This is a genomic window from Streptomyces sp. PsTaAH-124 (assembly GCF_000373685.1).
GTDB lineage: Bacteria > Actinomycetota > Actinomycetes > Streptomycetales > Streptomycetaceae > Streptomyces > Streptomyces andamanensis.
On the sequence record NZ_KB892202.1, the window covers coordinates 261,373 to 283,680 of the forward strand.

Annotated in this window: 16 protein-coding genes; 7 read left to right on the forward strand and 9 right to left on the reverse strand. The window is 71.3% G+C overall.

All coding sequences use genetic code 11. The features are described 5' to 3' along the window. Positions 1-39: 39 nt before the first annotated feature. The 3 genes from B086_RS0131125 to arc all read right to left on the reverse strand — a co-directional run bounded on the left by B086_RS0131125 (position 40) and on the right by arc (position 3,970). Positions 40-258, reverse strand: a complete 219-nt coding sequence (locus B086_RS0131125) for a ubiquitin-like protein Pup (protein ID WP_018570348.1) — start codon at positions 256-258, stop codon at positions 40-42. 190 nt (positions 259-448) lie between these two features. Further along, the gene (dop, locus tag B086_RS0131130; RefSeq protein ID WP_389464075.1) at positions 449-1,960 is read right to left on the reverse strand and encodes a depupylase/deamidase Dop; all 1,512 of its coding nucleotides are present in this window, start codon (positions 1,958-1,960) and stop codon (positions 449-451) included. Positions 1,961-2,203: 243 nt separating this feature from the next. After that, the gene (gene arc / locus B086_RS0131135; protein ID WP_018570350.1) at positions 2,204-3,970 is read right to left on the reverse strand and encodes a proteasome ATPase; all 1,767 of its coding nucleotides are present in this window, start codon (positions 3,968-3,970) and stop codon (positions 2,204-2,206) included. A gap of 243 nt (positions 3,971-4,213) precedes the next feature. Here arc and B086_RS0131140 point away from each other — a divergent pair, with 243 nt between their 5' ends. Further along, positions 4,214-4,519: a ferredoxin gene (locus B086_RS0131140; protein WP_018570351.1), complete on the forward strand. Its 306-nt coding sequence runs from the start codon at positions 4,214-4,216 to the stop codon at positions 4,517-4,519. Positions 4,520-4,616: 97 nt separating this feature from the next. On the opposite strand, the gene B086_RS0131145 is transcribed toward B086_RS0131140, so the two are convergent. From B086_RS0131145 to B086_RS0131155, 3 genes are all read right to left on the reverse strand, one after another. Then, positions 4,617-5,207 carry a hypothetical protein gene (locus B086_RS0131145; RefSeq protein WP_018570352.1) on the reverse strand — a complete coding sequence of 197 codons (591 nt, stop codon included), beginning with the start codon at positions 5,205-5,207 and terminating at the stop codon, positions 4,617-4,619. A gap of 223 nt (positions 5,208-5,430) precedes the next feature. Further along, the gene (locus B086_RS0131150) at positions 5,431-6,333 is read right to left on the reverse strand and encodes a tRNA (adenine-N1)-methyltransferase (RefSeq protein WP_018570353.1); all 903 of its coding nucleotides are present in this window, start codon (positions 6,331-6,333) and stop codon (positions 5,431-5,433) included. A gap of 58 nt (positions 6,334-6,391) precedes the next feature. After that, positions 6,392-7,927: a site-2 protease family protein gene (locus B086_RS0131155; RefSeq protein WP_018570354.1), complete on the reverse strand. Its 1,536-nt coding sequence runs from the start codon at positions 7,925-7,927 to the stop codon at positions 6,392-6,394. A gap of 176 nt (positions 7,928-8,103) precedes the next feature. On the opposite strand from B086_RS0131155, the gene B086_RS41265 reads away from it, so the two are divergent. Both B086_RS41265 and B086_RS0131165 read left to right on the forward strand, forming a co-directional pair. Beyond that, the gene (locus tag B086_RS41265; protein WP_018570355.1) at positions 8,104-9,153 is read left to right on the forward strand and encodes a RecB family exonuclease; all 1,050 of its coding nucleotides are present in this window, start codon (positions 8,104-8,106) and stop codon (positions 9,151-9,153) included. Positions 9,154-9,202: 49 nt separating this feature from the next. After that, positions 9,203-9,874: a response regulator gene (locus B086_RS0131165; RefSeq protein WP_018570356.1), complete on the forward strand. Its 672-nt coding sequence runs from the start codon at positions 9,203-9,205 to the stop codon at positions 9,872-9,874. A gap of 85 nt (positions 9,875-9,959) precedes the next feature. On the opposite strand, the gene B086_RS0131170 is transcribed toward B086_RS0131165, so the two are convergent. The 3 genes from B086_RS0131170 to metH form a co-directional block, all read right to left on the reverse strand. Beyond that, entirely contained in the window at positions 9,960-11,567 is a 1,608-nt protein-coding gene (locus B086_RS0131170; RefSeq protein ID WP_018570357.1) for an ABC transporter substrate-binding protein, read from the reverse strand. A 470-nt stretch (positions 11,568-12,037) separates the two neighbouring features. Continuing rightward, positions 12,038-12,754 (reverse strand): HAD family hydrolase, encoded by a 717-nt coding sequence (locus tag B086_RS0131175; protein WP_018570358.1) that lies wholly within the window; start codon positions 12,752-12,754, stop codon positions 12,038-12,040. A 251-nt stretch (positions 12,755-13,005) separates the two neighbouring features. Beyond that, positions 13,006-16,542, reverse strand: coding sequence for a methionine synthase (metH, locus tag B086_RS0131180; protein ID WP_018570359.1), 3,537 nt, complete (start codon positions 16,540-16,542; stop codon positions 13,006-13,008). A gap of 305 nt (positions 16,543-16,847) precedes the next feature. On the opposite strand from metH, the gene B086_RS0131185 reads away from it, so the two are divergent. From B086_RS0131185 to B086_RS0131200, 4 genes are all read left to right on the forward strand, one after another. Continuing rightward, entirely contained in the window at positions 16,848-17,612 is a 765-nt protein-coding gene (locus tag B086_RS0131185; RefSeq protein WP_026252954.1) for an IclR family transcriptional regulator, read from the forward strand. Positions 17,613-18,042: 430 nt separating this feature from the next. Beyond that, complete coding sequence (locus tag B086_RS0131190; protein WP_018570361.1) at positions 18,043-18,837, forward strand: MIP/aquaporin family protein; 795 nt, start codon at positions 18,043-18,045, stop codon at positions 18,835-18,837. Positions 18,838-18,932: 95 nt separating this feature from the next. Further along, positions 18,933-20,471, forward strand: coding sequence for a glycerol kinase GlpK (gene glpK, locus B086_RS0131195; RefSeq protein ID WP_018570362.1), 1,539 nt, complete (start codon positions 18,933-18,935; stop codon positions 20,469-20,471). An 18-nt stretch (positions 20,472-20,489) separates the two neighbouring features. After that, entirely contained in the window at positions 20,490-22,103 is a 1,614-nt protein-coding gene (locus B086_RS0131200) for a glycerol-3-phosphate dehydrogenase/oxidase (RefSeq protein ID WP_018570363.1), read from the forward strand. The last annotated feature ends 205 nt before the right edge of the window (positions 22,104-22,308 follow it).

Below are 22,308 nucleotides of genomic sequence, written 5' to 3' on the forward strand. Positions count from 1 at the left end.
CGCTCGCGGGGGCCGGTGCCGGGACGTGTGCCGGGTGTGCTACTGGCCGCCCTTTTGGACGAAGCTTCGGACGAAGTCCTCCGCGTTGGACTCGAGTACGTCGTCGATCTCGTCCAGGACGTCGTCGACGTCCTCCGAGAGCTTGTCCTGGCGTTCCTTGAGGTCGTCGGTGGCCTGTGCGTCCTGTGCCTGCTCCTCGACCTCCTCGGTCGAGCGCGTGGCCTTCTGCTGCCCGCCGCCGGTGTCCTTGGTTGCCATAACCCTCACCCCGCTCAGTTCGCCCGACATGGTCGGCATTACCGCCGTTCGGTGATGATCAGACCCTACAATCCGGGTCCGACATCGGCCCCGCAGTTTCCACAACGCGCGGGGGCCATCTCGATGATTCCCGGACCCGGGCATTTCCACCCTGTCCGGCCGGCCGGCACTGCCCGGACCGGGTACCCGCTCACCCGCCGGACAGGACCCTGACCAGGTCTTCCGCCGTCCGGCACCGGTCCAGCAGCTCCTTGACGTGATTACGCGTTCCGCGAAGCGGTTCCAGGGTTGGGACGCGCTGGAGCGAGTCGCGTCCGGGAAGATCGAAGATGACCGAGTCCCAGGAGGCCGCGGCCACGTCGTCGGCGTACTGCTCCAGGCAGCGGCCGCGGAAGTAGGCCCGGGTGTCCTCCGGCGGCTTCCTGCGCGCCCGGTCGACCTCGGACTCGTCCAGCAGGCGCTTCATGCGTCCGCGGGCCACCAGCCGGTTGTAGAGACCCTTCTCGGGGCGTACGTCGGCGTACTGGAGGTCCACCAGATGCAGCCGGGCGGCGTCCCAGTCCAGGCCGTCGCGGCGCCGGTAGCCATCCATCAGCGCCCGCTTGGCGACCCAGTCCAGCTCGCCGGACAGGCTCATCGGGTCGTTCTCCAGCCGGTTGAGGGTGTCCTCCCAGCGGGCCAGGACGTCCTTGGTCTGCTCGTCCGCGTCCGCGCCGAAGCGCTCCTCGACGTACTTGCGCGACAGCTCGAAGTACTCCATCTGGAGCTGCACCGCAGTGAGTGTCCGGCCGCTGCGCAACGTGATCAGCCGCTTGAGGGACGGGTCGTGCGAGACCTGGTGCAGGGTGCGCACGGGCTGGTCCACGGCCAGGTCGACGGCGATGAAGCCGTCCTCGATCATGGACAGGACCAGGGCGGTCGTGCCCAGCTTGAGGTAGGTGGAGATCTCGGAGAGGTTGGCATCGCCGATGATCACGTGCAGCCGTCGGTACTTCTCGGCGTCGGCGTGCGGTTCGTCGCGGGTGTTGATGATCGGGCGCTTGAGCGTGGTCTCCAGTCCGACCTCGACCTCGAAGTAGTCGGCGCGCTGGCTGAGCTGGAAGCCGTGCTCGTGGCCGTCCTGGCCGATGCCGACGCGGCCGGCGCCGGTGACGACCTGGCGGGAGACGAAGAAGGGCGTGAGGTGGCGCACGATGTCGGAGAAGGCGGTCTCGCGCCGCATCAGGTAGTTCTCGTGCGTGCCGTAGGAGGCGCCCTTGTTGTCGGTGTTGTTCTTGTAGAGGTGGATCGGCTGGGCCCCGGGCAGCTGGGCGGCCCGCTCGGCGGCCTCGGCCATGATCCGCTCGCCCGCCTTGTCCCACAGCACGGCGTCGCGCGGGTTGGTGACCTCCGGGGCGCTGTACTCGGGGTGGGCGTGGTCGACGTAGAGCCGGGCGCCGTTGGTGAGGATCACATTGGCCAGGCCGATGTCCTCGTCCGTGAGCTGGGTGGAGTCGGCGGCCTCGCGGGCGAGGTCGAAGCCGCGGGCGTCCCGCAGCGGGTTCTCCTCCTCGAAGTCCCAGCGGGCCCGGCGGGCCCGGTGCATCGCCGCCGCGTAGGCGTTGACGATCTGGGACGAGGTGAGCATGGCATTGGCGTTCGGGTGACCGGGGACGGAGATCCCGTACTCCGTCTCGATGCCCATCACTCGCCGTACGGTCATGCGGCCCTCCTTGCCCGGCGGCGCCCCCGGTCGGGGGCGGCGCTCAAGTACCGCTGGTGCTCGGGTGCCTGTGCGGTGCCCGTCCCCGCACTGCGCGACCCGGCGGTACGAAAGAGCCTAGAACGCCTTTGCGCCGACGGGGAGATCATTTGCGTCATTGCCTGCTCTGCCTGCTCCCTGCGATGGCCCCGGAAAACAGTCGACTGCGGGTACCCGGCGTGGGCACCCGCAGCCGCCCTGTTTTTACAGGTACTGCCCGGTGTTCGCCACCGTGTCGATGGAGCGACCGGTGTCCGCGCCCTGCTTTCCGGTGATGAGGGTGCGGATGTAGACGATCCGCTCGCCCTTCTTTCCGGAGATCCGGGCCCAGTCGTCCGGGTTGGTGGTGTTCGGCAGGTCCTCGTTCTCCTTGAACTCGTCCACACATGCCTGGAGCAGGTGCGAGACGCGGAGACCCTTCTGTTCCTTCTCCAGGAAGTCCTTGATCGCCATTTTCTTGGCGCGGCCCACGATGTTCTCGATCATGGCGCCGGAATTGAAGTCCTTGAAGTAAAGGACTTCCTTGTCGCCATTGGCGTAGGTGACCTCCAGGAAGCGGTTCTCCTCGGATTCCGCGTACATCTGCTCGACCGCGGTCTGGATCATGGCCCCGACCGTGGCCTGCTTGTCGCCGCCGTGCTCGGTGAGGTCGTCCCCGTGCAGCGGCAGGCGCTCGGTGAGGTACTTCGCGAAGATGTCCTTGGCCGCCTCGGCGTCCGGACGCTCGATCTTGATCTTCACGTCGAGCCGGCCGGGCCGCAGGATGGCGGGGTCGATCATGTCCTCTCGGTTGGAGGCGCCGATCACCACCACGTTCTGCAGGCCCTCCACACCGTCGATCTCGGCGAGCAGCTGCGGGACGATGGTGTTCTCCACGTCCGAGCTGACACCGGAGCCGCGGGTGCGGAAGAGCGACTCCATCTCGTCGAAGAAGACGATGACGGGGGTGCCCTCGCTGGCCTTCTCCCGGGCGCGCTGGAAGACCAGGCGGATCTGCCGCTCGGTCTCGCCGACGTACTTGTTCAGCAGCTCGGGGCCCTTGATGTTGAGGAAGAAGCTCTTGCCTGCGGCCTGGCCGGTGACCTCGGCGACCTTCTTGGCCAGCGAGTTGGCGACGGCCTTGGCGATGAGCGTCTTGCCGCATCCGGGCGGCCCGTAGAGCAGGACGCCCTTGGGCGGGCGCAGTTCGTGCTCCTTGAACAGGTCCGGGTAGAGGTACGGCAGCTCGACCGCGTCCCGGATCATCTCGATCTGGTTGCCGAGGCCGCCGATCTGCTCGTAGCCGATGTCGGGCACCTCTTCGAGGACGAGCTCCTCGACCTCGCTCTTGGGCACGACCTCGTAGACGTAGCCCGACCTGGGTTCGAGCAGGAGGGCGTCGCCGGCCCGGATGGTCACGTCGAGCAGCGGTTCGGCGAGGCGCACCACGCGCTCCTCGTCGGTGTGCCCGACGACCAGGGCGCGCTCGCCGTCCTCCAGGATCTCCTTGAGGGTGACGATGTCGCCGACGCGCTCGTACCGCATGGCCTCGACCACGTTGAGCGCTTCGTTGAGCATCACTTCCTGGCCGCGCCGCAGCTCGTCGAGCTCGACGCCGGGGCTGACGTTCACCCGCAGCTTGCGGCCGCCGGTGAAGATGTCGGCGGTGCCGTCCTCGTTGGACTGGAGGAAGACGCCGAAGCCGGCCGGCGGCTGTGCGAGCCGGTCGACCTCTTCCTTGAGGGCCACGATCTGGTCGCGGGCCTCGCGGAGGGTGTTCGCCAGCCGTTCGTTCTGCGCGGAGACGCCGGCCAGGTTGGTCTGCAACTCGACGATCCGCTCCTCGAGAATCCTCGTGTGCCGCGGAGAGTCGGCGAGCTTGCGTCGCAGGACGGCGATCTCCTGCTCAAGGTAGGCGATCTGCCCGGCCGGGTCGTCGGACCCTCGTCCCGGGCGGATGCCGCGGTTCATGTCGTCGTCGTGGGCTGCCACGGTCCTCACCTCCTCCAAGGGGAGCTGGACGCTTCCAGACCCTACCTGGGTGGGTGTCGATTGAAACCCCTAGATCACAAAGACTGTCGGGGTGTGTCCGATCTTCACCCTTGCGCTCTCCCTCACGCCAGGGGAATACCCACCGAACATGATTGGAAAGCGGACGGAGGTAGGGTCGACACGTTCAACACCCGTCGGAGCTGGCCTGATTCCCGTCCGGTCCGACGTGAAACGGCAGGAGACATGAGCGTGCAGCAGCAGACCGCGGACGGCGGCGAGGAGCTGGAGGTCTGGATCGACCAGGACCTGTGCACCGGCGACGGCATCTGCGCGCAGTACGCGCCGGAGGTGTTCGAGCTGGACATCGACGGGCTGGCCTATGTGAAGGGCCCCGGCGACGAGCTGCTCCAGGCGCAGGGCGCGGCAACGCCCGTGCCGCTGCCGCTTCTCACGGACGTGGTCGACTCGGCGCGGGAGTGTCCGGGCGAGTGCATCCATGTGCGGCGGGTTCTGGACAGGGTCGAGGTGTACGGCCCGGACGCTGGGTGACCGTCCGGACGCCCGCCGTCGCGGTTGTCTGATTCCTCACACCCCGGCAGGTACCGCGGGCCCCGTGCGGCGCACGGAGCCCGGACCGCTCGTCCGCTCAGACACTGCGCGAGTGCTGCGGTCCGGAACGGACGAACGCGCCGTTGCGCCACCGCCACTTCGCGCCGTCCTTCAGGTCGGGGCAGCAATTGGGCACGTCGGGCGAGGAGTAGCCGAGCAGGGTGGCGGTCACCTCGCCCGCGCGGACGGCGAAGTCGGTGACGGTGAACCGGTCCTTGGGGTCGACGAGGGTGGCCACCACGCGCGTGGCGCCGGTCTCCCGGGCGCGGGTCAGGACGTAGACGGCGTCGGGCGGGGTGCCCATGGAGCCGTCGCAGTGCACCACGGCCACGGTCTCGGGGCGGCCGTCGTGGTCGAGGTCCCCGGTGGCCTGCTCGGCGACCACCGGCTTGAGCGGACCGCACTGGATGGGGAAGGCCACCCCGGTGGTGGCGGGGGGCTCGGCGGTGACGGGGGCGCTCTCGGTCCGGGTGCCGGTGCCGGTGTGCTGGGCGGCGGTGGCGGAGCCGGGGCGCAGGGCCGGGGCGAGGGCGATCACCGCGGCGACGGCTGCGGCGGTGGCGACCCAGTGGACGGGGCGGGTGCGGGTGTGTGCGTGTGCCAGTTCCGGGACGGCGGAGTGCTGCACTAGGAGTGTCTCCCGTGAGGGGCTGTGCCGGTGGGATGGCCAGCATCGTGCCACACGTCACAGTGCGGGGGAACGGCGGGGTGGGTACTCCTGCGGGCCGCGACCGGCCGCGGACCTCGCCCTTCGTGCCGCGGCTCAACGAACGGACGCCGTGGCGCAGTTCCCGGATTCGGTGGGGAACTGCGCCACGGCGTCGACGTGTTGCCGGTGACGCGCGGCCGGGTCAGCGGCCGGCGCCGCCGTCGGCGTTGGGGCCCTCGTAGTCGTCGCCGTAGGCGCCCTTGGCGGGACGGCGGCGGCGCATGGGGGGCTCGACGCCGTCCGCGAGGCGGCGGGCGGTGAGCAGGAAGCCGGTGTGCCCGATCATGCGGTGGTCGGGGCGGACGGCCAGGCCCTCGATGTGCCAGTTGCGGATCATCGTCTCCCAGGCGGTCGGCTCGTTGAAGCAGCCGATCTCCCGGATGGACTCCACGGTCCGGGCGAGCTGGGTGGTGGTGGCCACGTAGCAGCACAGGATGCCGCCGGGGACCAGCGCCTTGGAGACGGCCTCCAGGCACTCCCAGGGCGCGAGCATGTCGAGGATGACGCGGTCGACGTCCGTGTCGGACAGGTTGTCCTGGAGGTCGCCGACGGTGAGCTGCCAGGCGGGGTGCGGGCCGCCGAAGTAGCGCTCGACGTTGCCCTGGGCGATCTCGGCGAAGTCGGCGCGCCGCTCGTAGCTGTGCAGCATGCCCTGGTCGCCGATGGCCCGCAGCAGGAAGCTGCTGAGCGAGCCGGAGCCCACGCCCGCCTCCACGACGCGGGCGCCGGGGAAGATGTCGGCGAAGGCGAGGATCTGCCCCGCGTCCTTGGGGTAGACCACGGCTGCGCCGCGGGGCATGGACAGGACGTAGTCGGGGAGCAGGGGACGCAGCGCGAGGTAGGCGACGTTGCCGGTGGTGCGGACAACGCTGCCCTCGGGTGCGCCGATCAGTTCGTCGTGCGGGAAGGAACCCTTGTGGGTGTGGAAGTTCTTCCCGGCCTCGAGCGTGAACGTGTAGTGGCGGCCCTTGGGGTCGGTCAGCTGTACCTGGTCCCCGACCTTGAAGGGCCCGCGGCGGCGGGCGGCACCGGTCGGTTCGGACATGTGACCAGCCTACCGGCCCCCGGGAGGCCCGCCGACCACCGCTTCGGGAGAGCGGGACTCAGCTGGGACGGGCCATGGCCTTCACGAAGGCGCGTTCGACGTCGGCGGCGGACAGCACCCCGTAGATCTCGCCGGTCTCCTCCACCACCAGGTACTCGGTGGCGGGGGTGGCGCGCAGCACGTCCAGCAGCTCCTCGCCGGCCAGCTCGGCGGAGACGCGCATGCCGTCGGTGAGGTCCTGGGCGAGCGAGCTGGCGGCGACCCAGGGGCGGCGGTGCTCGGGTACGCCCGCGATGGCGGTCTCGCGGACCAGGGAGAGCGGTTCGCCGTGGCCGTCGACGACCACCAGGGCGCGGGCACCGGCCGCGTTGGCGCGGCGCAGCGCCTCGGCCAGGGAGGTGCTGGTCTCGACCGGGACGGCGCGGCGGGTCAGGGCGCGGGCGCGCAGCTCGGGCAGATGTTCGCGCAGCCGGGCCATGCGCAGGCTGTTCCCGGCGCCGGTCCAGATGATCGCGGCGACGATCGCGGCGAGCAGGGCGTCGGTCACGGTGCCCAGGCCGACGCTGTCCTCGGCGGCGGTGCCGAGCGCGCCGGACTGGCTGAGCAGCGGCAGGCCGATGAGGACGGAGACGGCCAGGGCGCGGCCGACCCAGGCGGCGGCGACGGTGCCGCTCATGGGGCGGCCGGTGATCTTCCAGACGACGGCGCGGAGCATCCGCCCGCCGTCCAGGGGCAGGCCGGGCAGCAGGTTGAAGGCGGCGACGATCAGGTTGGAGATCATCAGGGAGGCCAGCAGGACTCCCGGGACCGTGCCGCGCTCCACGGGCTGGAGGGCGAGGTAGAAGACGCCGGACAGGACCAGGGAGAGCAGGGGTCCGACGAAGGCGAGCACGAACTCGCGGCCGGGTGTCTCGGCCTCCTTCTCGATCTCGGAGACCCCGCCGAGGAACTGGAGCTGGATGCGGCGCACCGGGAGCTTGAAGCGCAGGGCGGCCACCGTGTGCGCCAGTTCGTGGACCAGTACGGAGCCGTAGAAGGCGACGGCGAAGAAGAGGGAGACCAGGTAGCGGGCGGCGCCGAGCTGGGGCAGGACGCGGTCGAGCTGGCCGCCGAACACCCAGGTGATCAGCGCGGCGATCAGGAACCAGCTGGGCGCGACGTAGACGGGCACGCCGAAGGGGCGTCCCATGAGCAGCCCGCCGCGGGGTTCGCGGGGGCGCCGCGGCGGGGGCGGCGGGGTGCGACCCGGGCCGGGGCCGGAGTGGGCGAGGGAGCGGTCGGGGTGGGAGTCGTGGCCGGCCGGGGGCCGGGGTGCCCGGCCGGGACGGGTGCCGGGGCCGGTCGGGGGGCGGTCGCCCGCTGGAGCCGCGGCGTCCGGGTCCGTGCCGGTGCCGGGGGTGCCGCCGTGGTCCGGGGCGGGCGGGGGGCCGTCGGCCGGGTGCGCGGGGTCGCCGTGGCCGGGGGCGGGCTGCTCCGCGCGGGATCCGGGACGGGCGGGGCTGTCGTGGGGCGCCGGGCCGGCGGGTCCCGTGGGGGACTCGGCCGGCTCGTCGTTGCCGGAACGCGGCTGCCCGCTCCCGCCGCTCACGTCCACGGTGTCCCCTCGTTCGAAGCGCTGCTCCCCGCTCTGCCGGCCGGGAGGTCTCGGGTCGATGGTATGCGGCCGGGGCGAACGGTTCCGCCCGGCACCCCAGTGTCGTACCCGCCGTAACGCACTTCACCGGCCTGCGCCGGGGGTCACTGTCAGTGGCGGGCCGTAGGGTCTGTGGCATGGAGACGAGCACGCAGGCCGCAGCGGCGGACGACGCGGGGGACACCGGGACGTCCGGGGAGCCCGGGACGGCGGACCCCGGCGCGGTCACGGACGCGGGCGTGGGCGTGGGCACGGACGCGGGTGCGGACGCGGGTGCGGACGCGGATGCGGGTGCGGGCGTGGTGGCCGGGGAGCCGCCCGTGCGGGCCCCCGCGCCCCCTTCGTCGTTGTCGCCCTCGCGGGCCGGGGACTTCATGCAGTGCCCGTTGCTGTACCGCTTCCGGGTGATCGACCGGCTGCCGGAGAAGCCGAGCGAGGCCGCCACCCGGGGCACGCTGGTGCACGCGGTGCTGGAGCGGCTCTTCGACGCCCCGGCCGCCGAGCGGACCGCGCCGCGGGCCAAGGCGCTGGTGCCGGGGCAGTGGGACCGGCTGCGCCAGGCCCGTCCCGAGCTGGTGGAGCTGTTCGCCGACGACGCGGACGGCGAGCGGGCGGCCCGCTGGCTGGCCGAGGCGGAGCGGCTGGTGGAGCGCTGGTTCACGCTGGAGGACCCGACGCGCCTGGAGCCGGCCGAGCGGGAGCTGTTCGTCGAGGCGGAGCTGGACTCCGGGCTCAGACTGCGCGGCATCATCGACCGGGTGGACGTGGCGCCCACCGGCGAGGTGCGCATCGTCGACTACAAGACGGGCAAGGCCCCGCGGCCGGAGTACGCCGAGGGCGCGCTGTTCCAGATGAAGTTCTACGCCCTGGTGGTGTGGCGGCTGAAGCGGGTGGTGCCGCGGCGGCTGCAACTGGTGTACCTGGGCAGCGGTGACGTGCTGACGTACGACCCGGTCATGGCGGATCTGGAGCGGGTGGAGCGCAAGCTGCTGGCGCTGTGGGAGGCGATCCGGCTGGCCACCGAGACCGGTGAGTGGCGGCCGCGCCCCACGAAGCTGTGCGGCTGGTGCGACCACCGCGAGCGCTGCCCCGAGTTCGGGGGCACTCCCCCGCCGTACCCGCTGCCCGTGGGCGGGACCGAGCCGCAGGTGCCCGCGCAGGTACAGGGCACAATGGGGCGGGACTAGGGTCTTTCGTTCGGATCGGAGGCCCTGGGGTCCAGCGAAGGAGACTTACGTGGCCATCCGCGTCCTACTGGTCGACGACCAGCCACTGCTGCGCACCGGGTTCCGGATGATCCTGGAGGCGGAGCAGGACATCGCGGTCGTGGGCGAGGCCGGGGACGGCCTCCAGGCCCTGGACCAGGTGCGTGCGCTACAGCCCGATGTGGTGCTGATGGACATCCGTATGCCGCGGATGGACGGGGTGGAGGCCACCCGGCAGATCACCGGCCCCGAGCGGGACGGCCCGGCGAAGGTGCTGGTGCTGACCACCTTCGACCTCGACGAGTACGTGGTGGAGGCGCTGCGCGCGGGCGCGAGCGGTTTCCTGCTGAAGGACGCGCCGGCCAATGAGCTGGTGCAGGCGATCCGGGTGGTGGCGGCCGGTGAGGCGATGCTGGCGCCGAGCATCACGCGCCGGCTGCTGGACAAGTACGCCACGCACCTGCCCTCCGGGGACGAACCGGTGCCGGACACCCTGCACACCCTCACCGATCGTGAGGTGGAGGTGCTGAAGCTGGTGGCGCGCGGGCTGTCGAACGCGGAGATCGCCGCCGACCTGTTCGTGAGCGAGACGACGGTCAAGACCCACGTCGGGCACGTGCTGACCAAGCTGGGGCTGCGCGACCGGGTGCAGGCCGCGGTGTACGCCTACGAGAGCGGTCTGGTGCGGCCCGGCGCGCAGTGACCCGCGCCGTCCCCCGTACACATGACGGAGGCGCCCCTCCCCGGTCTGCCGGGAGGGGCGCCTCCGTCATGTGCGGCGCTGTGTGTCAGCCGCTCACACCGCGGCCGAGCTCCCACAGCCGCAGGGTGGCCGAGGAGTCGATGACGTAGGCGGCGCCGGTGATGTCGTCACGGGTGGCGACGTACTGCTTGCCCTGCCACAGCGGCAGCAGCGGCACGTCCTTGGCCACGAGGTCCTGGATGGCGGTCAGGCTGGTGGAGGCGGCGAGCCGGTCGGCCTGGCGGCGGGACTCGGGGAGCAGGTTCTTGCGGATCTCGTTGCTGACGTACGGCGTGTTGAGGGTGTTGTCGGCGTCCAGGAACGGCGCGATGAAGCTGTCGGCGTCCGGGAAGTCGGGGAACCAGCCCATGCCGTAGACGTCGTACTGGCCCTTCTGGGACGTCGGGTGGAAGACCTTCCAGGGGGTGCCCTGGATGTCGACGTCGAACAGGCCGCTGGAGTTGAGCTGCTGCTGGAGCACCTCGAACTCCTTCTTGGTGGCCGGGCCGTAGTGGTCGGTCGTGTAGTGCATCGTGAACTTGACCGGGGTGGTGATGCCGGCCTTGTTCAGCAGCGACTTGGCCTTGCTGACGCTGGGGTCGCCGTACTTGTTGAAGAACGAGTTGGAGTGGCCGGTGATGGTCGCCGGGACCATCGAGTACAGCGCGTCGGCCTGGGTCCCGTAGACCTTGGCGACCAGGTCGCTGCGGTTGATCAGCTGGGCCATCGCCTGCCGTACGGCCTTGTCCTTCACGCTGGCGGCGTCGGTGTTGAAGGCGAGGAAGCGCACTTCGAGACCGGGCATCTCGACGAGGTCGACCTTGCTGTCGCCGGAGGCGTTGGAGAGCTTGCGGATCTGGTCCGGCGACATCGCACGGGTCATCAGGTCGATGTCGCCCTTGTCCAGGGCGGCGCCCATGGCGTCGGCGTCCGTGAAGCTGCGCAGCTCGACCTTGTCGTTGTTGACCTTCAACGTCCCCTGGTAGTGGGGGTTCTTGGTGAAGACGGCGTCGACGAGCTCGTTGTTCTTGACGTCGGCCTTCATGGTGTACGGGCCGGAGCCGTCCACGCCGAAGCCGTCGCGCAGCTTGCCCTTGTCGTAGTCCTTGGGGTTGAGGATGCCCGCGACAGGGGTCGACAGCTTGAAGGGGAAGGTGGCGTCGGCCGTGTTGAGGTGGAAGATCACCTCGCGGTCGCCGCGGGTCTCCACGGTGTCGACGGTGGAGAGCAGGGCGAAGACGCCGTTCTCCGACTTGATGGCGCGGGCGCGGTCGACGGAGAACTTCACGTCGGCCGCGGTGACCGGGGTGCCGTCGGCGAACTTGAGGCCCTCGCGCAGCGTGCAGGCGTAGCGCTCGTTGCCGCTGTCGGTGAAGCCGCACTTCTCGGCGGCCTCGGGGACCGGCTGGCCGTCGCCCTTGGGCTGGATCATCAGGGTCTGCAACGTCTGGTGCAGCAGGTTCCAGGTGCCGATGTCATAGGCGTACGCCGGGTCCAGCGGCGCGGGGGCGTCCTTGGTGGCGGTGAACCGGTCCGTGGTGCCGATGACGATGGCGTCGCCGCTCTTGCCGCCGCTGTCGGAACCACCGCATGCGGCGAGCACCGGCGCGAGCAGTCCGACCACGGCCGGCAGCACCAAAGTCTTGCGGTTCATGCTCGAGTTTCTCCAGGGGCTGTCATGTCCGTGTACCCGGCATGCAGAGGGGGTGGTGCGGCCGATCACGGGGTGAGGACGATGGTCTCGCGACGAGACTAGTCCGCGCCCCGGACGCGGCCCGCCGCCCCCGGATCCGCTCCGCCATCACACAGCGGAACCGGCTGTCGACGGTGTGAAAACGCGCCACCGGAAGGATTCGTGCAGCCTTTCACCAATCGGGACACAAGGGCAGTCGGTCGGGGCCCGGCACGGGGGGTCCTGCACACCGGCGGACCACCGTCCACCCCGAGTCAGGTGACGAACGTCACATTGCCAACTCGGCCGACTGGTGCCGGAATTCAGCCATCCGGCGGGATTCCCCTTCATTCGCACACCCGTCACCAGGATTATCCCGTACGCCAGTGCGGACCGGGACGATTCCGCCGCGGCGCCCGGCGGGGCCCGCCTGGCCCGCCCTGGCGTCCAGGTCAGCCCGTGCTCGGCGGCTGCGGGTACGTCATCAGCGACTGGAGGAACGGCAGGTCGACCTCTTCGAGCGAGCCGACGACGGTGCGGCGCGGGGCGGGGGCGATGGGCGCGACGGAGGGCACGGCGACCACCCGGCAGCCGGCCGCCTCCGCGGCGGCGACCCCGGTCGCGGTGTCCTCGACGACCGCGCACCGCGCCGGGTCCGCGCCCAGCCGGGAGGCGGCCAGCAGATACGGGTCGGGGTGCGGCTTGGTGCGCGCCACCTCGTCGCCGGCGACCGACAGAGCGAAGTGGTGGGGGCCGAGCGAGGCCAGGACGCGGTCGATGATGCGCCGGTGGGAGGCGGAGACCAGGGCGGTGGGGATCTCGTGCGCGGACAGCTCGGCCAGCAGCCGCGCGGCGCCCGGCATCAGCGGCAGAGCCCGGCCGATACGGTCCTCGAACCCCGCGTTGAGCAGCACGGTCACCTCGGCGAGGGTGACGGCGGCGCCGGTGGCCTCGATGAGGAAGCCGGCGCTGCGGGTCATGGGGCCGCCGACGACGACATGCCGCCATGCCTCGTCGAGGCGGTGGCCGAGCGCGGCGAAGACCTCGACCTCCACGTCCCACCAGAAGCCCTCGGTGTCCACCAGCGTGCCGTCCATGTCGAGGAGCACCGCCTGAAGGGCTGAGCCTTCGGCCGTACAGGTGCCGAGCGCGGGGACCGTACTGGTCATCCGGCATACCTCCTTGAGGGACGATCAGGCCGGTTCCCGCGCGGGAACCGGCCTACAGTGGACCGACCAGTGTACGACGCGGACCGGGCGAACGCTCTGCGAACACCTCGCGCGGGCTTCGCACACGCCTCGCACCCGCCTCGCGCGGGCCCGGCAGCGGGCCCCTCGGCCGTCATCGGGGGCCGTTGCCGGGAGCACGCGGCCCCCGGGACCGGAGACGGTGCTCCTGTCCCGGGGGCCGCGGGAACCGCTCAGCGGGCGTTGAAGTACTTCGCCTCCGGGTGGTGGATCACGATGGCGTCGGTGGACTGCTCCGGGTGGAGCTGGAACTCCTCGGAGAGGTGGACGCCGATCCGCTCGGGCTCCAGCAGGGCGGCGATCTTCGCGCGGTCCTCCAGGTCGGGGCAGGCGCCGTAGCCGAGGGAGAAGCGGGCCCCGCGGTACTTCAGGGCGAACATGTCCTCCATGGCGTCCGGGTCCTCGCCCGCGAAGCCCAGCTCGGAGCGGACCCGGGCGTGCCAGTACTCGGCCAGGGCCTCGGCCAGCTGCACGGACAGGCCGTGCAGCTCCAGATAGTCGCGGTAGGAGTCGGAGGCGAACAGCCGTGCGGTCTCCTCACCGATCCGCGAGCCGACGGTGACGACCTGGAAGCCGATGACGTCGGTCTCGCCCGACTCCTCCGGGCGGAAGAAGTCCGCCAGGCACAGCCGGCGGCCGCGGCGCTGGCGCGGGAAGGTGAAGCGGGTGCGCTCGTTGCCCCGCTCGTCCAGGACGATCAGGTCGTCGTCCTTGGACACGCACGGGAAGTAGCCGTGGACGACGGCCGCCTCCAGGAGGTTGTCCGTCTGGAGCCGGTCGAGCAGCCCGCGCAGCCGGGGCCTGCCCTCGCTCTCCACCAGCTCCTCGTAGGTCGGCCCGTCGCCGGTGCGGGCCTGGCGCAGCCCCCACTGGCCCTTGAACAGCGCGCCCTCGTCCAGCCAGGACGCGTACTCCTTGAGCTGGATGCCCTTGCTGACCCGGGTGCCCCAGAACGGCGGCTCGGGCACCGGGTTGTCGGTGGCCACGTCGGAGCGGACGTGACCCTCCTCCGGGCGCTCCTCGATCTCGGCGGCGGCCGGGCGGACCCGGCGCTGGCGCAGTTCGGGCAGCTTGGCGCCGGGGACGCCGCGCTTGACGCCGATGAGGGCGTCCATCAGGCGCAGCCCCTCGAAGGCGTCGCGGGCGTAGCGGACCTCGCCCTCGTAGATCTCGTACAGGTCCTGTTCGACGTAGGCCCTGGTCAGCGCGGCGCCGCCGAGGATGACCGGATAGCTGGCGGCGAGGCCGCGGGCGTTCAGCTCCTCCAGGTTCTCCTTCATGATCACCGTGGACTTGACCAGCAGTCCGGACATGCCGATCACATCGGCCCGGTGCTCGTCGGCGGCCTCCAGGATGGCCGAGACGGGCTGCTTGATGCCCAGGTTGACGACGTTGTAGCCGTTGTTCGACAGGATGATGTCGACGAGGTTCTTGCCGATGTCGTGGACGTCACCGCGGACGGTGGCGAGCACGATGGTGCCCTTGCCCGCCTCGTCGGTCTTCTCCATGTGCGGCTCCAGATGGGCCACCGCGTTCTTCATGACCTCGGCGGACTGGAGCACGAACGGCAGCTGCATCTGGCCGGAGCCGAACAGTTCGCCGACGACCTTCATGCCGTCCAGCAGGGTGTCGTTGACGATGTCCAGCGCCCTGCGGGTCTCCAGCGCCTCGTCGAGGTCGGCCTCCAGGCCGTTGCGCTCGCCGTCGATGATGCGCCGCTTGAGCCGCTCGTCCAGCGGCAGCGCGGCCAGTTCCTCGGCCTTGCCCGCCTTCAGGGACTTCGCGGTGGCGCCCTCGAACAGCTGCATGAGCTTCTGCAACGGGTCGTAGCCCTCGCGGCGCCGGTCGTAGATCAGGTCGAGCGCCGTGGTGACCTGCTCCTCGTCGAACCGCGCGATCGGCAGGATCTTGGAGGCGTGCACGATCGCGGAGTCCAGGCCCGCCTTCACACACTCGTCGAGGAAGACGGAGTTCAGCAGGATCCGGGCGGCCGGGTTCAGGCCGAAGGAGATGTTGGACAGGCCGAGCGTGGTCTGCACCTCGGGGTGGCGGCGCTTCAGCTCGCGGATGCCCTCGATGGTGGCCAGGCCGTCCTTGCGGGACTCCTCCTGGCCGGTGCAGATCGTGAAGGTCAGGCAGTCGACGAGGATGTCCTCCTCGCGGATGCCCCAGTTGCCGGTGAGGTCGTCGATCAGCCGCTCGGCGATCTCGACCTTCTTCTCGGGCGTACGCGCCTGGCCCTGCTCGTCGATGGTGAGCGCGACCAGCGCGGCGCCGTGCTCGCCCGCCAGCTCGGCGACGCGGGCGAAGCGGGAGTCCGGCCCCGCGCCGTCCTCGTAGTTCACCGAGTTGATCACCGCGCGGCCGCCCAGCTTCTCCAGACCGGCCCGGATGACCTCGACCTCGGTGGAGTCCAGGACCAGCGGCAGGGTGGAGGCGGTGGCGAAGCGCCCGGCCAGCTCCGCCATGTCGGCCGCGCCGTCCCGGCCGACGTAGTCCACGCAGAGGTCGAGCATGTGCGCGCCCTCGCGGATCTGCTCGCGGGCCAGCTCGACGCAGTCGTCCCAGCGGGCCTCCAGCATGGCCTCGCGGAACTTCTTGGAGCCGTTGGCGTTCGTGCGCTCGCCGATGGCCAGGTACGAGGTGTCCTGCCGGAAGGGGACCGTCTGGTACAGGGAGGCGGCGCCCGGCTCGGGGCGCGGGTCGCGGGCGGTGGGGGTCAGGCCGCGCACCCGCTCCACGACCCGGCGCAGGTGCTCGGGCGTGGTGCCGCAGCAGCCGCCGATCAGGGACAGCCCGTAGTCGCGGACGAAGTGCTCCTGCGCGTCCGCCAGCTCCGGCGCGGTCAGCGGGTAGTGCGCGCCGTCCTTGGTGAGGACCGGCAGACCGGCGTTCGGCATGCACGACAGGGGGATGCGCGCGTGCCGGGCGAGGTAGCGCAGGTGCTCGCTCATCTCGGCGGGGCCGGTGGCGCAGTTCAGGCCGATCATGTCGACGCCCAGCGGTTCCAGCGCGGTCAGCGCGGCGCCGATCTCCGAGCCCAGCAGCATGGTGCCGGTCGTCTCGACGGTCACCGAGACCACCAGCGGCACGTCGTAGCCCGCCGTCGCCATGGCCCGGCGGGCGGCGATCACCGACGCCTTGGTCTGGAGCAGGTCCTGCGTGGTCTCCACCAGCAGGGCGTCGGCGCCGCCGGCGAGCAGCCCCTCGGCGCTCTGCTGGTAGGCGTCGCGGATGGCGGCGAACGTCGTGTGGCCCAGGGTGGGCAGCTTGGTGCCCGGCCCCATGGAGCCGAGGACCCAGCGCTGCCGGCCGTCCCGGGCGGCGAACTCGTCCGCCGTCTCGCGGGCGATCCGGGCCCCGGCCTCGGACAGCTCGATGATCCGCTCGGGGATGTCGTACTCGCCCAGCGCCGTCAGGTTGGCGCCGAAGGTGTTGGTCTCCACGCAGTCCACACCGGCGTCGAAGTACGCGGCGTGGACCGAGCGGACGATGTCGGGGCGGGTGACGTTCAGGACCTCGTTGCAGCCCTCCAGCTGCTGGAAGTCGTCCAGCGAGGGCTCCTGGGCCTGGAGCATGGTGCCCATCGCTCCGTCGGCGACCACCACGCGGGCGGCGAGCGCTTCGCGGAGGGCGGACACCCGGGTCCGGCTGTCGGCGGAACCGTCGACGGAGGCGTCGGCGGAAGGGGTCGGCGGCAACGAGGCCATGAAGGGGCTCCCTGAAGGTGCGACGGCTGTCGGCTTTGCGTCTTCCCCGGCGGTCCCGGGCGGTCGGCCCAGGGCTCCCGGGAAGGGCGCACGCCGCAAGAGTAGCCGGGACCGGAGGCGGGCGGTCAGGGGCGTCCACCACACGGACGAGCATGTCACCGTTGCCGGGGCGGATGGCCGGTTGCGTAACAGCTGAGGGCCGACCATTAGCGGAGAGTCGACAAGGACCGGTAGTGTTCGGCATTGCCGAACGGTGGCAGCACATCGCACGCCGGCGGTCGAAGGGGACGGAGGGCAGCACGGCGATGGCACGGAACATCCAGTCGCTCGAACGGGCCGCCGCGATGCTGCGGCTGCTCGCGGGCGGCGAGCGACGGCTCGGCCTGTCGGACATCGCCTCGTCGCTGGGCCTCGCCAAGGGCACCGCCCACGGCATCCTGCGCACCCTCCAGCAGGAGGGGTTCGTGGAGCAGGACGACGCCTCCGGGCGCTACCAGCTCGGCGCGGAGCTGCTGCGCCTGGGCACCACCTATCTGGACGTGCACGAACTGCGGGCGCGCGCCCTGGTGTGGACCGACGACCTGGCCCGCTCCAGCGGGGAGAGCGTCCACCTGGGCGTCCTGCACCAGCAGGGCGTGCTGATCGTGCACCACGTCTTCCGGCCGGACGACAGCCGGCAGGTCCTGGAGATCGGGGCCATGCAGCCGCTGCACTCCACGGCCCTGGGCAAGGTCCTGTCGGCCTACGACCCGGTCGCGCACAGCGAGGCGCTGGAGACCGAGCGCCGGGCCTTCACGGACCGGACGGTGTGCACGGCCCCCGACTTCGAGCAGCTCCTCGACCTCACCCGCGCGCGCGGGTACGCGGCCGACGTGGAGGAGACCTGGGAGGGCGTGGCGTCCATCGCGGCGCCCATCCACGACCGGCGGCGGATGCCGGTGGGGGCGGTCGGCATCACCGGCGCCGTGGAGCGGGTCTGCCGGGACGGGGAGCTGCGCCCGGAGCTGATAGCGGCGGTGCGCGACTGCGCCCGCGCGGTCTCCCGGGACCTGGGCGCCGGGCGGTTCTGAGCCGCCGCCCGCGCCCCGGCGACGCACTGTCGCCCCCCTTCGCCCTTCCCCCCTCCCCCTTCGCCGTTTCGCCCTTCCCCTTTCCGCGGCCCCGGGCCGCACCGGCCGGTACGCCCCCGCGTACCGGCCTTTCGCATGCCCGCGCGCGGGTGTCGCGCCGGGCCCCGCACGGCAGCCGCGCCGGGCCGCGCGCACCGGCGCGGACCGGGACGCCACGTAACGATCGTGCTTTGCGCAACAGACCTCTTGACGCCCGTCTGGGAGAGGGTGAGACTCGCGTCCACCGGTCGGCATTGTCGAACACCTTGCGGAAAAACGCGTTAGAGTGTGACAACGCCAAGGGCCGGCATCGCTCTCACCCCGAGGGCACCAGACCCCCGGAGGGACCCGGGGTTCGGCTTCCCCTGGACGAAGGACAAAGGAGTCGCGGGTGTCCAGCTCCGACATCTTCATCGGCGAGACCATCGGTACCGCCATACTCATCCTGCTCGGCGGCGGTGTCTGTGCCGCCGTCACCCTGAAGGCCTCCAAGGCCCGCAACGCCGGCTGGCTCGCCATCACCTTCGGGTGGGGCTTCGCGGTCATGACGGCCGCGTACATATCGGGTCCGCTCTCCGGCGCCCACCTCAACCCGGCCGTGACGCTCGCCCTCGCCATCAAGGACGGCGCGTGGACGAACGTGCCGACCTACCTCGCCGGTCAGCTGCTCGGCGCCATGATCGGCGCGGTGCTCGTCTGGGCCGCCTACTACGGCCAGTTCCAGGCGCACCTGACCGACAAGGAGATCGTCGGCGGTCCCGGCGCGCAGGCCACCACCGCCAAGGCCGTCGAGGCGCAGGAGAAGGGCGCGGGCCCCGTGCTCGGTGTCTTCTCCACCGGCCCGGAGATCCGCAACGTGGTGCAGAACCTCGCCACGGAGATCATCGGCACCTTCGTGCTGATCCTCGCGATCCTCACCCAGGGCCTGAACGACAAGGGCAACGGCCTCGGTGTCGTCGGCGCCCTGATCACCGGCTTCGTGGTCGTCTCCATCGGCCTCTCGCTCGGCGGTCCCACCGGCTACGCGATCAACCCGGTCCGCGACCTCGGCCCGCGCATCGTGCACGCCCTCCTCCCGCTGCCCAACAAGGGCGGCTCGGACTGGGGCTACGCCTGGATCCCGGTGGTCGGCCCGCTGGTCGGCGCGGCCATCGCCGCCGGTGTCTACAACGTCGCCTTCGCCTGACGAGCGGCGCGCCCGTCCCCCGGGCGGCGCGCGCCGAGCCGCACCGCACGCGCCGTACGCGCAGCCCCACTGACCACGGACCTCAGGAGCAGACAGTGACCGACGCCCACACCGCCGGACCCTTCATCGCCGCCATCGACCAGGGCACGACCTCGTCCCGCTGCATCGTCTTCGACCGGGACGGCCGGATCGTCTCCGTCGACCAGAAGGAACACGAGCAGATCTTCCCCAAGCCGGGCTGGGTCGAGCACGACGCCGCCGAGATCTGGACCAACGTCCAGGAGGTCGTCGCCGGAGCCGTCGAGAAGGCCGGCATCACCCGCGACGACATCAAGGCCATCGGCATCACCAACCAGCGCGAGACCACCGTGCTGTGGGACAAGAACACCGGTGAGCCCGTCCACAACGCCATCGTCTGGCAGGACACCCGCACCGACGCCCTCTGCCGCGAGCTGGGCCGCAATGTCGGACAGGACCGCTTCCGCCGCGAGACCGGCCTGCCGCTGGCCTCCTACTTCGCCGGGCCCAAGGCCCGCTGGCTGCTCGACAACGTCGAGGGCCTGCGCGAGCGCGCCGAGGCGGGCGACATCCTCTTCGGCACCATGGACACCTGGGTCATCTGGAACCTGACCGGTGGTGCCGAGGGCGGCAAGCACGTCACCGACGTCACCAACGCCTCCCGCACCCTGCTGATGAACCTGCACAGGATGGAGTGGGACCCGAAGATCGCCGAGTCCATCGGCGTCCCGACCGAGATCCTGCCCGAGATCCGCTCCTCCGCCGAGGTCTACGGCGAGGTCAAGGGCGGCCGCCTGGGCGAGCTGCTCGGCGGGATCCCGGTCGCCTCCGCGCTCGGCGACCAGCAGGCCGCGCTGTTCGGCCAGACCTGTTTCGCCGAGGGCGAGACCAAGTCGACGTACGGCACCGGCACCTTCATGGTGATGAACACCGGTGACAAGATCATCAACTCCTACAGCGGGCTGCTGACCACGGTCGGCTACCAGATCGGCGACCAGAAGCCGGTCTACGCGCTGGAGGGCTCGATCGCCGTCACCGGCTCCCTGGTGCAGTGGATGCGCGACCAGATGGGCCTGATCTCCACCGCCGCCGAGATCGAGACGCTGGCGCTCTCGGTCGAGGACAACGGCGGCGCCTACTTCGTGCCGGCCTTCTCCGGCCTGTTCGCCCCGTACTGGCGCTCCGACGCCCGCGGTGTGATCGCCGGTCTGACCCGGTACGTCACCAAGGCGCACCTCGCGCGCGCCGTCCTGGAGGCCACCGCCTGGCAGACGCGGGAGATCGCCGACGCCATGACCAAGGACTCCGGCGTCGAGCTGGCCGCGCTGAAGGTCGACGGCGGCATGACCTCCAACAACCTGCTGATGCAGACGCTCTCGGACTTCCTGGACGCCCCCGTGGTGCGCCCGATGGTCGCCGAGACCACCTGCCTCGGCGCCGCCTACGCCGCCGGTCTCGCCGTCGGTTTCTGGGCCTCCACCGACGATCTGCGCCAGAACTGGCGCCGGGCCGCCGAGTGGACCCCCCGCATGGACGCGGAGACCCGCGACCGTGAGTACAAGAGCTGGCTCAAGGCCGTCGAGCGGACCATGGGCTGGATCGCCGAAGAAAGCTGACGAGGAGTAAGAACCACCATGACCAGTCAGTCCACCCTGTCCGTGCCTGCCCTCGGGACGCACCCGGCCTCCGGCTCGAACCCGAGCCGGGCCGAGACCCGGGAGCAGCTCTCCAAGGCGACGTACGACCTCCTCGTGATCGGCGGCGGCATCCTGGGCATCTCCACCGCCTGGCACGCCGCGCAGTCCGGACTCAGGGTGGCCCTGGTCGACGCCGGCGACTGGGCCGGCGCCACCTCCTCCGCCTCCTCCAAGCTGCTCCACGGCGGTCTGCGCTACCTTCAGACCGGCGCGGTGAAGCTGGTGGCGGAGAACCACTTCGAGCGCCGTGCGGTCTCCCGCCAGGTGGCCCCCCACCTGGCGAACCCGCTCACCTTCTACCTCCCCGTGTACAAGGGCGGGCCGCACGGCGCGGCGAAGCTCGGGGCGGGCGTCTTCGCCTACTCCGCGCTCTCCGCGTTCGGTGACGGCGTGGGCCACCTGCTCAGCCCGGCCAAGGCCGCGCAGGACGTGCCCGAGCTGCGCACCGAGAACCTCAAGGCCGTGGCCGTCTACGGCGACGACCAGATGAACGACGCGCGCATGGCGCTGATGACGGTCCGCGCGGCCGTCGAGGCGGGCGCGGTCGTCCTCAACCACGCCGAGGTCACCGGGCTGCGCTTCACCAAGGGCCGGGTCACCGGCGCCGAGCTGAAGGACCGGCTGTCCGGCGACGAGTTCGGCGTGGACGCCCGCCTGGTGCTGAACGCCACCGGTCCGTGGGTCGACCACCTGCGCAGGCTGGAGGACCCGAACGCGGCGCCCTCCATCCGGCTGTCCAAGGGCGCGCACCTGGTCCTCAAGCGCACCGCGCCGTGGAAGGCCGCGCTGGCCACGCCCATCGACAAGTACCGCATCACCTTCGCCCTCCCCTGGGAGGACATGCTGCTGCTGGGCACCACCGACGAGGAGTACGAGGGCGACCCGGCCGATGTCGCGGTCAACGACAAGGACGTCGCCCAGATACTCGATGAGGCCGCGTTCTCCATCCGCGACCAGCAGCTCGACCGCGATCTGATCACCTACGCCTTCGCGGGTCTGCGGGTGCTGCCCGGCGGCCCCGGCAACACCGCCAAGGCCAAGCGCGAGACGGTCGTGACCGAGGGCAGGGGCGGCATGCTGTCCGTGGCCGGCGGCAAGTGGACCACGTTCCGGCACATCGGCCGCACCGTGATGAAGAAGCTGGAGTCGCTGCCGGGCCACCCGCTGGGCGACGACTTCGAGCCGATCTCGGCGCTGCCGAAGAAGCTGCCGCTGCCGGGTATCGCCAACCCCCGCGCGGTCGCGCACCGGCTGCTGGTGGACCGTCCGGCGCCCGGCCCGCGCATGGCCGCCGACACCGCCCGGCACCTGGCCACGCACTACGGCTCGCTGGCCCTGGACATCGCCCGGCTGGCCAACGAGAACCCGGAGCTGGGCGAGCGGGTCCACCCGGACGCCCCGGAGATCTGGGCGCAGGTCGTGTGGGCCCGTGACCAGGAGTGGGCCGAGACGCCCGACGACGTGCTGCGCCGCCGTACGACGCTGACGATCCGCGGCCTGGCCACGGACGAGGTCCGCGCGAAGGTGCAGGACGTGCTCGACAAGAAGTAGTCCGCACGGCGGTGGGGGCGGTTCCGCGGCTGCGGGGCCGCCCCACCGGCTGTCCGGGGCCGCCCCGGGCTCCCTGCGGGAAGGCCGTCCCGGGCTCCGTGCGCGAGGGGTGTCCGGGGCTTCGTAGCGGAGCGCGGGACCGGGCGGCGGGCCGGGAGCGGTGCGGCGGCCCGGCCGCATAATGGCCGCCGAGACATCCCATGTC

Excerpts from the sequence above, each read along its gene's own strand:
- B086_RS0131125 (WP_018570348.1), bottom strand. The coding sequence starts at position 258 with ATGGCAACCAAGGACACCGGCGGCGGGCAGCAGAAGGCCACGCGCTCG.
- dop (WP_389464075.1), bottom strand. The coding sequence starts at position 1,960 with ATGACCGTACGGCGAGTGATGGGCATCGAGACGGAGTACGGGATCTCC.
- B086_RS0131140 (WP_018570351.1), top strand. The coding sequence starts at position 4,214 with ATGAGCGTGCAGCAGCAGACCGCGGACGGCGGCGAGGAGCTGGAGGTC.
- B086_RS0131150 (WP_018570353.1), bottom strand. The coding sequence starts at position 6,333 with ATGTCCGAACCGACCGGTGCCGCCCGCCGCCGCGGGCCCTTCAAGGTC.
- B086_RS41265 (WP_018570355.1), top strand. The coding sequence starts at position 8,104 with ATGGAGACGAGCACGCAGGCCGCAGCGGCGGACGACGCGGGGGACACC.
- B086_RS0131170 (WP_018570357.1), bottom strand. The coding sequence starts at position 11,567 with ATGAACCGCAAGACTTTGGTGCTGCCGGCCGTGGTCGGACTGCTCGCG.
- B086_RS0131175 (WP_018570358.1), bottom strand. The coding sequence starts at position 12,754 with ATGACCAGTACGGTCCCCGCGCTCGGCACCTGTACGGCCGAAGGCTCA.
- metH (WP_018570359.1), bottom strand. The coding sequence starts at position 16,542 with ATGGCCTCGTTGCCGCCGACCCCTTCCGCCGACGCCTCCGTCGACGGT.
- B086_RS0131185 (WP_026252954.1), top strand. The coding sequence starts at position 16,848 with ATGGCACGGAACATCCAGTCGCTCGAACGGGCCGCCGCGATGCTGCGG.
- B086_RS0131200 (WP_018570363.1), top strand. The coding sequence starts at position 20,490 with ATGACCAGTCAGTCCACCCTGTCCGTGCCTGCCCTCGGGACGCACCCG.